Annotated in this window: 7 protein-coding genes; 1 reads left to right on the forward strand and 6 read right to left on the reverse strand. The window is 69.7% G+C overall.

The window, feature by feature from the left end; all coding sequences use genetic code 11:
* Nucleotides 1-450: CoA transferase (locus B0W80_RS33520; RefSeq protein ID WP_179107094.1), on the forward strand; the 450-nt coding region annotated here is incomplete at its 5' end.
* Nucleotides 451-536: 86 nt separating this feature from the next.
* Here B0W80_RS33520 and B0W80_RS33525 read toward each other — a convergent pair.
* The 6 genes from B0W80_RS33525 to B0W80_RS33550 all read right to left on the reverse strand — a co-directional run bounded on the left by B0W80_RS33525 (nt 537) and on the right by B0W80_RS33550 (nt 6,526).
* On the reverse strand, nt 537-917 hold the full coding sequence (locus B0W80_RS33525) for a RidA family protein (RefSeq protein ID WP_077003461.1): 381 nt from the start codon (nt 915-917) through the stop codon (nt 537-539).
* Between the two features lie 9 nt (nt 918-926).
* Nucleotides 927-2,150, reverse strand: coding sequence for a pyridoxal phosphate-dependent aminotransferase (locus B0W80_RS33530; protein ID WP_077003462.1), 1,224 nt, complete (start codon nt 2,148-2,150; stop codon nt 927-929).
* A 125-nt stretch (nt 2,151-2,275) separates the two neighbouring features.
* The gene (locus B0W80_RS33535) at nt 2,276-2,695 is read right to left on the reverse strand and encodes a DUF4259 domain-containing protein (RefSeq protein WP_179107095.1); all 420 of its coding nucleotides are present in this window, start codon (nt 2,693-2,695) and stop codon (nt 2,276-2,278) included.
* 57 nt (nt 2,696-2,752) lie between these two features.
* Nucleotides 2,753-3,499 carry an ABC transporter ATP-binding protein gene (locus B0W80_RS33540; RefSeq protein ID WP_077003464.1) on the reverse strand — a complete coding sequence of 249 codons (747 nt, stop codon included), beginning with the start codon at nt 3,497-3,499 and terminating at the stop codon, nt 2,753-2,755.
* Nucleotides 3,500-3,644: 145 nt separating this feature from the next.
* A complete protein-coding gene (locus B0W80_RS33545) occupies nt 3,645-5,501 on the reverse strand; it encodes an ATP-binding cassette domain-containing protein (protein ID WP_077003465.1) in 1,857 nt (618 codons plus the stop codon).
* Nucleotides 5,498-6,526 carry a branched-chain amino acid ABC transporter permease gene (locus tag B0W80_RS33550; protein WP_077003466.1) on the reverse strand — a complete coding sequence of 343 codons (1,029 nt, stop codon included), beginning with the start codon at nt 6,524-6,526 and terminating at the stop codon, nt 5,498-5,500. The genes B0W80_RS33545 and B0W80_RS33550 overlap by 4 nt, the downstream gene beginning before the upstream one ends.
* Nucleotides 6,527-6,709 lie beyond the last annotated feature (183 nt).

Raw genomic sequence — 6,709 nt, forward strand, 5'->3', positions numbered from 1 at the left:
ATCGCCGCCGGCGAGCAGGCGATGTGGAAGCGCCTGTGCGATGCCATGGGCGCGGACGACCTGCTGAACCTGCCGCCCTACGCGACGGAGGAAGCACGGTCGGTGAACCGGGTGGACCTCAACGAAGAACTGTCGGGCCGCACGCGCCAGCGCACCACCGAGGAATGGATGGCGATCTTCGAGCAGGGCAGCGTCGCGGCCGGCCCGATCAACCGCATGGACGACGTGTTCGCCGATGCCCAGGTGCGGCACCTGGGCGTGGCGCAGCCCATGCACCACCCGGCCCTCGGACCGGTGAAGGTGGTCGGCCAGCCGTTCAAGCTGAGCCGCACGCCATCGGAAGTGCGGCACCCGGTGCCCGACCGCGGTGCCAACACCGACGAGATCCTGGAGACGATCGGCTACACCGGCCGGGACATCGCGGCGCTGCGCGAGGAAGGCGTGATCTGATACGGGCCTGATTCACGACGGCAGAAAGCGGGGGCTTCTTTCGAAGCCCCCGCTTTGCATTGGACGGACGGTATGCGCCGGCAGCGTCAGTCCGGCACCGCCAGGATCGCATCGACCTCCACGTCGAAGCCGACGAAGTTGGACTGCGACAAGGTGCGCACCGGCGGCGGGCTGCCGACGTAGCCCTTGTAGATCGCGTCGAAGGCCGGCGCATCGGCCGGGTTCTTCAGGAACACCGAGACCTTGACCGCATGCTTCAGCGAGAGGCCGGCCGCGTTGGCAGCCGCCTCGAGGTTGTCGAGCGCCATCTTCGCCTGCACGGCGAAGGGCGCGTCGCCATGGCGGCGGTTGTCGCGGTCGCGCGGCGTCTGCCCGGCCAGGAAGACGAAGCCGTTCGCGCGGATCGCGACGCTGTAGGTGCCCGCCGGCGGCGGCGCGATGTCACTCGTGAAGGCTTCGATGCTCATGGCCAGGTCTCACTTTCTGTAGATGTCGATCATGCACGCCAGGCGTTTCGTGGCCTCGACCGCCGCCTCGTGGTTCTGCGAGAAGTTGAGGCGGATGCTGTCGGTGGCCGAGGGGCTGAACTCGGTACCGGGCGTGACCGTCACGCCCGCCTGCACGCGCAGCAGCTGCACGAAGCCGTGCAGCGGCACCTTCAGCGCGGGCAGCCGCGGGAAGAAATAGCTGCCGGCCTCAGGCGCGCGGATGGCGACGCCTTCGACCGCGCTCAGCACGCGAAGGATGTCGTCGCGAAGCTTCTGGTGCTTGGCGATGCGCTCCTGCATCCAGCCTTCGGGCTCGGCGAACCAGGTGCGCAGCACGGCCTGGCAGTAGCCGGGCGCGCGCAACGCCACGATGGCCTGCAGCTGCTCCATGCGCTGGATCAGCTTCGGCGCGCCGAAGGCCACGCCGAGCCGGAAGCCGCTCAGCGATTCGGTCTTGGACGGGCCCATGATCGTCAGCACCTGGTCGGGCGCGATGTCGGCGGCGCGCAGGTGGGTGTACGCGTTGCCGGTGTAGAGCAGGCGCGAGTAGAGCTGGTCGACGATCACCGTCGCGCCGTGCCGCGTGGCCAACTGCGCGATGCGTTCGATCTCTTCGTTCGAATAGATGACGCCAGCCGGGTTGTTCGGGTTGGAGAACAGAAAGGTCTTCACGCCGGCCTTGAAGGCGGCTTCGAGCTGGTCCAGCCGAATGCCGGCCCGGCCCTGGGCGTCGAGGTAGTCGAGCGTCACCGGCACGACCTCGCCGCCCATGAACTCGACCAGCTTGCGGTTGGCGAAGTAGTCGGGCCGCACGATCGCCACCTTGTCACCCGCAGCGACGGTGGCCGCGACCGCCAGGAACAGGGCGCACTGAGTGCCGGGCGTGATGATGAGTTCCTGCGCGCCCGACACGCTCTTGCCGGTGAAGCGGGTGAGCCGCTCGCCCAGCGTCTCGCGCAGCTCGGCGCCGCCCCGGTACTCGGTGTAGGCCTGCTCGCCGCCGCGCTCGAAGCCGCGCGTGAATTCTTCGAGCGAGCCCGGCGTGGGCGCGAACGCATCCACGTTCACGTCGCCGTGCGAGAAGTCCACCGGCGTGCCGGGCAGTCGCTCGCCCAGCATGGCGTGCTCTGCATCGCCCGCCGCCTGGCGGACCTCCTGGCCGGGCGCGTGGTCGGTGGCGAGGCTGGAGAAGCGTTGTTCGATCGGGGTCATGGTGGCTGCTCTGGGAGTGACTGGAGCAGGCCATTCTGTGGGCCGCGATGTATGTCGGCAAATGCTTTTATCCGGGCTGGCTATCCTGAAACGGAATGCCTCCGCCGACTGGTGCCCGCCGACCGTCAGCGGGGCAGGCGCTGCGCGAGCCGGCGCACGGTGCCGGGCCCGCGGCTTCGCGCGTTCTCGCTCCACAGCTGCGCCAGTTCCGACACGGCCGGGTTGCCGACCCGCGCCAGCGCCCGCCGGGCCTGCTGCCCGAGCACGACCAGCTCGGCCGGCGGCGTGTCGGCCAGGCAGGGTGCCACCGCGGCCCGCCCTGCACTGCCGCGTGCACCGCCGATCGCGTGGGCGATGACCTCGGCCGCAGCGACCGCGCTCGCGCCGTCGTCCGCATCGATGTAGCTGGCCGCCTGCGCCATGTCGAGCGCCTGCGACACGACCGACACGTCGGCGACGTTGGCGCACTCGGCCAGCCAGTCCTGCGCCGCATCGTTGTCGAGCGCGTCTTCGCCCCAGGCGCTGGCCTGGGCGGCGAGGGCCATGGTGAGGGCGAGGATGCCCAGGACGGATCGGGTCGGCGCGTTCACGGTACGGCCATGCTACGCGGCCTGGTCGGTGCGCGCGCCCAGCCCGAGGTAGGTGTCGATGATGCGGCGGTCGTGCAGCAGGTCCGCGGCCGCGCCCTGCAGCGCGACGGCGCCCATCTCGAGCACGTAGGCCCTGTCCGCCACCTGCAGCGCGGCGCGGGCGTTCTGCTCCACCAGCAGGACCGACACGCCATGCTGGCGCAGCGACGACACCACCTGCAGCACCTCGCGCACGATGCGCGGCGCGAGGCCGAGCGAGGGCTCGTCGAGCATCAGCAGCCGGGGCCGCGCCATCAGCGCGCGGCCGATGGCGAGCATCTGGCGCTCGCCGCCCGAGAGCGTGGAGGCCAGCTGCGCGCGCCGCTCGGCGAGGCGCGGGAAGATGGCGAAGACCTCGTCCATGCGCTGGCGCTGGTCGCGCTCGCCACGCCACCAGCGCGAGAAGCCGCCCAGCAGCAGGTTGTCTTCGACCGGCATCTCGCCGAACAGCTCGCGCTTTTCGGGCACCAGGCCGACGCCGCGCGCCACCATCGCCTCGACGCTGATGCGCGTCATCGGCTCGCCGCCCAGCACCAGCTTGCCGCGCGACGGCAGCAGGCCCATGGCCGCGCACAGCAGCGTGGTCTTGCCGGCGCCGTTGGGGCCGATGACGGTGACGATCTCGCCGGGGTCGACGTGCAGGTCGACGTGGTGGACGGCTTCGACGGCGCCGTAGGAAACGCAGAAGTCGTCGAGTTGGAGGAGTGGAGACGTGGTCATCGCGTGGCTCTGTCTTGCTCCCTCTCCCTCTGGGAGAGAGTGGGGGTGAGGGCATGCGGCGGTGGGTGAGGCGCGTGCTCGATCAGACGCCCGGTGCCCTCACCCCAGCCCTCTCCCAGAGGGAGGAGGAGTAGGACCAGGGCCCTCATGCCGGTTGCTCCTTCGGCAACGGCTGCACCTGCGGCGCCTGCGCCACCGGCTCGTCCACGCCACCCAGGTAAGCATCCAGCACCTTCGGATCCGCCTGCACCTGCGCCGGCGTGCCGCGCGCGATGACGGCGCCGAATTCCAGCACGGTGATGCGGTCGGCGAGGTTCATCACGAATTCCATGTCATGTTCCACCACGAGGATCGCCAGGCCCTCGGCGCGCAGTTGGTCGAGCAGCGTGGCGAGCGCGCGCTTTTCGAGGTGGCGCAATCCGGCGGCCGGCTCGTCGAGCAGCAGCACCGCGGGATGGCCTGCCAGTGCACGCGCGATCTCCACCACGCGCTGCTGCCCCAACGCCAGCGAGCCTGCCTGCACGTCGACGAACTCGCCGAGGCCGCAGCGCTCGATCTGCTTTCGCGACTCCGCGAGCAAGGCGGCTTCTTCCGCACGGTCCAGCCGCAGCATCGAGGCGATCCAGCCGCGCTTGCCGCGCTGGTGCGCACCGAGCGCCACGTTCTCGATGACGCGGCGCTGCCCCAGCAGGCGCACGTGCTGGAAGGTGCGGCCCAGGCCCAAGGCGGCGAAGTCGCGCGAGGGCTTGCCGGTCATGGCCTGGTCCATCAGGCGCACCTCGCCCTCGGTCGGGTCGTCCACGCCCGAGATCATGTTGAAGAAGGTGCTCTTGCCGGCGCCGTTGGGCCCGATCAGCGCATGGATCTCACCGGCCTTGACGTCGAGGTCGACGGCGTCGTTCGCCACCAGGCCGCCGAAGCGCTTGGTCACGGCCTTGGCCTGAAGCACGGTGCGCCCGCGCGTGGGCAGGGCCGCCTCGGGCAGCGCGAGCACGCTGCGCGGCGGCTGCGCCGCGGTCGGCTTGAGGAAGCGCTGGCCCAGCCGCGCCAGCGTGGGCCACAGTCCGTCGGCGAAGCGCTGCAGCACGAACAGCATCAAGAGCCCGAACACGATCACCTCGAAGTTGCCGCTGGAGCCCAGCAGCCTCGGCAGGATGTCCTGCAACTGTTCCTTGAGCAGCGTGATGACCGCGGCACCCAGCACCGCGCCCCACAGATGGCCGGCGCCGCCCACCACCGCCATGAACAGGTACTCGATGCCGATGTTGAGGTTGAAGGGCGTCGGGTTGATGAAGCGCTGCATGTGCGCGTAGAGCCAGCCCGACAGCGCCGCCATCAGCGCCGCCAGCACGAAGACCTTGATGCGGTAGCGGCCGGTGTCCACGCCCATGGACTCGGCCATCACGCGCCCGCTCTTGAGCGCGCGGATGGCGCGGCCTTCGCGCGAATCGAGCAGGTTGTGCAGCGCCCACAGCGCCAGCAGCAGCACGCCCCAGATCACCAGGCCCAGCGAGCGCGGCGATGCGAAGGACATGCCGCCGACCACGATCGCCGGCACGCCGGCCACGCCGGTGTGGCCGCCGAGGAACTCGAGGTTGCCGAACAGGAAGTAGAAGCTCAAGCCCCAGGCGATGGTGCACAGCGGCAGGTAGTGACCCGACAGCCGCAGCGTGATGGCGCCCAGGCACCAGGCGATGACGAAGGTGACGACGATGCCGAACAGCAACCCGATCCATGGCAGCAATGCAGGCGGGATACCGCCCAGCGCGGACGCCACCATCGGCGACGTGCAGACCCAGGCGGTCGCATAGGCACCGGTGCCGACGAAGGCAGCCTGGCCGAAGGACGTCATGCCGCCCACGCCGGTCAGCATGACCAGGCCCGCGGCCACCAGCGCATAGAGGCCGATGTAGCTGAGCACCGTGACCGAGAAGTCCGGCAGGAAGCTCCACACCGCCGCCAGCGCGACGATGAAGGCGAGTGTCAGGTGCCGCCGGGTCATTCTTCATCCTCCACGTGCCGGCTGCTCAGCGAGCGCCACCACAGCACAGGAATGATCAAGGTGAAGACGAACACTTCCTTGAACGCGCTGGCCCAGAAGGACGAGAAGGCCTCGAGCTGGCCGACGATCAGCGCGCCGACCAGCGCCAGCGGGTAGCTGGCCAGCCCGCCGACGATGGCCGCGACGAAGCCCTTGAGGCCGATCAGGAAGCCGGTGTCGTAATAGATGGTGGTGATGGGCGCGATGAGCAGGCCCGACACCGCGCCGATCAAGGCCGCGAGCGCGAAGCTCAGGTCGCCCGAGAGGCCCGTCGGAATGCCCATGAGCCGGGCACCCACGCGATTGATGGCCGTGGCGCGCAGCGCCTTGCCGACGATCGAGCGCTCGAAGAACAGGAACATCAGCACCACGAGCACCGCGGTGACGGCCACCACCACCATGGCCTGGCCGGTGATGGCGACGCCGCCCAGGTCGAGCCGCATCTCCGAGAAAGCCGGCGTGCGCGAGCCCTCGGCGCCGAAGAACAGCAGCCCCAGGCCCACGAGCACACCGTGCAGCGCGACCGAGACGATCAGCAGCATGAGCACGGTGGCGTCGGCCAGCGGCCGGTAGGCCAGGCGATAGAGCAGCGGCCCGAGCGGCACGATGACGGCGATGGCGGTGACGGTCTGCGAAAGCAGCGACGTGGGCTTCAGCAGCAGCACGAGCGCGCAGCTCACCAGCGGCAGCACCACGCACCAGGCCAGCGTCGACGGCCAGTCGACCGCGGCACCACGCTTCCAGCGCCACAGTTCCACCACCAGCGCGGCCACCGCCAGCACCACCAGCAGCCACAGCGTGGCGGGCACCTTGCCGGCCTGCAGCGCCACCATCGACAGCGCGCTGAAGGCGACGAATTCCCCTTGCGGGATGAAGATGACGCGGGTCACGGAGAACACCAGCACCAGTGCCAGTGCCATGAGCCCGTAGATCGCCCCGTTGACGATGCCGTCCTGCCCCAGGATCAGGGCGATTTGCGTGTCCATGCTTTTCCTCCGGCGCGTCGCACGCGGGCTGAACGACGTATGCGTTGGCCCGCATGCGCCGTTGCGCACGTTTCAGTTCACAAGACTCAACTCCGAAGCTCTGCGCGGCCGGCGAAGCCAGGCCCGTTCGGGAAACACCGCGGAACCGGCTTTGCCGGGCCGCTGGTGTTGCCCCCGGTGAGG

Origin of the sequence: Variovorax sp. KK3 (assembly GCF_001984055.1) — a bacterium.
In the GTDB taxonomy this organism is placed as follows: domain Bacteria; phylum Pseudomonadota; class Gammaproteobacteria; order Burkholderiales; family Burkholderiaceae_C; genus Variovorax.

Excerpts from the sequence above, each read along its gene's own strand:
- B0W80_RS33525 (WP_077003461.1), bottom strand. The coding sequence starts at position 917 with ATGAGCATCGAAGCCTTCACGAGTGACATCGCGCCGCCGCCGGCGGGC.
- B0W80_RS33530 (WP_077003462.1), bottom strand. The coding sequence starts at position 2,150 with ATGACCCCGATCGAACAACGCTTCTCCAGCCTCGCCACCGACCACGCG.
- B0W80_RS33535 (WP_179107095.1), bottom strand. The coding sequence starts at position 2,695 with ATGGCCCTCGCCGCCCAGGCCAGCGCCTGGGGCGAAGACGCGCTCGAC.
- B0W80_RS33540 (WP_077003464.1), bottom strand. The coding sequence starts at position 3,499 with ATGACCACGTCTCCACTCCTCCAACTCGACGACTTCTGCGTTTCCTAC.
- B0W80_RS33545 (WP_077003465.1), bottom strand. The coding sequence starts at position 5,501 with ATGACCCGGCGGCACCTGACACTCGCCTTCATCGTCGCGCTGGCGGCG.
- B0W80_RS33550 (WP_077003466.1), bottom strand. The coding sequence starts at position 6,526 with ATGGACACGCAAATCGCCCTGATCCTGGGGCAGGACGGCATCGTCAAC.